Genomic DNA, 1,241 nt, shown 5'->3' with positions numbered 1-1,241 from the left:
GGTGTCGCCTTCCTGCGGCGAGACGACCGCCGCCCCCTCCGCGCCCAGCTCCGCGACGCCTGGCCGCCCAGCAGCTGGCAACCGGGCACGGAAACCGACGCCTCGCGCCACCGCGTGACCGTTCCACCCGGCGAGCGCCGCCGCGTCACCACCCGCCTGCGCCCCACCCGCCGAGGCGACCACCGCTCCGACCGCATCACCATCCGCTCCTACGGCCCCCTCGGTCTCTTCTCCCGCCAGGCCGCCCACAAAGTCCCCTGGACGGTGCGTGTCCTGCCGCCGTTCACCAGTCGCAAGCACCTCCCCTCGAAACTGGCCCGGCTGCGCGAACTAGACGGCCGCACCAGCGTCCTGACCCGCGGCGAAGGAACCGAGTTCGACAGCCTGCGCGAGTACGTTCCCGGCGACGACACCCGCTCCATCGACTGGCGAGCCACAGCACGCCACTCGACGGTCGCCGTCCGCACCTGGCGCCCGGAACGGGATCGGCACATCCTGCTGGTCCTCGACACCGGCCGCACCTCCGCCGGACGTGTCGACGACGCCCCCCGCCTCGACGCCTCCATGGACGCCGCCCTCCTCCTCGCCGCCCTGGCGTCCCGAGCCGGCGACCGGCTCGACCTTCTCGCATACGACCGCCGTGTACGCGCCCGCGTCCAGGGCCGCACGGCACGCGATGTTCTGCCGTCCCTGGTCAACGCCATGGCGACCCTTGAACCCGAACTGGTCGAAACGGACGCCCGCGGTCTCACCGCAGCGGCCCTTCGCGCGGCTCCCCGCCGTTCCCTCCTCGTCCTGATGACGACACTCGACGCCGCCCCGGTCGAGGAAGGCCTGCTTCCGGTCCTCCCTCAGTTGACCCGGCGACACACGGTTCTGGTCGCCTCGGTCGCCGATCCTCGCATCGCCCGCATGGCCGCGTCCCGCGGCGATGTCGACGCGGTCTACGAGGCAGCGGCAGCAGCCCACGCGCAGACGGAACGTCACCGCACCGCCGAACAACTCCGCCGGCACGGCGTCACCGTCGTCGACGCCACACCCGACGACCTCGCCCCGGCCCTGGCAGACGCCTACCTCGCGCTGAAAGCGGCAGGGCGCCTATAAAGCAGAACGGGCTCCCCAGCAGGGGAGCCCGAAAGAAGACACCGTAATGACCGGAAACGACCGGAAACGCAGAAAACCCCCGCACCAACGGTGCGGGGGTTTCCCATAAAATTTGTTCGGCGGTGTCCTACTCTCCC

Annotated in this window: 1 protein-coding gene; it reads left to right on the top strand. The window is 71.2% G+C overall.

Annotation, left to right across the window (positions count from 1 at the left end; all coding sequences use genetic code 11):
• On the top strand, nucleotides 1–1,104 hold a 1,104-nt coding region (locus KMS84_RS38550), incomplete at its 5' end, for a DUF58 domain-containing protein (protein WP_256921214.1).
• Between the last annotated feature and the right edge of the window lie 137 nt (nucleotides 1,105–1,241).

Origin of the sequence: Streptomyces hilarionis (assembly GCF_024539675.1) — a bacterium.
In the GTDB taxonomy this organism is placed as follows: Bacteria; Actinomycetota; Actinomycetes; order Streptomycetales; family Streptomycetaceae; genus Streptomyces; species Streptomyces hilarionis.
The sequence above is the reverse complement of the archived record's forward strand: the minus strand, read 5'-3'. Positions and strand labels throughout refer to the sequence as shown.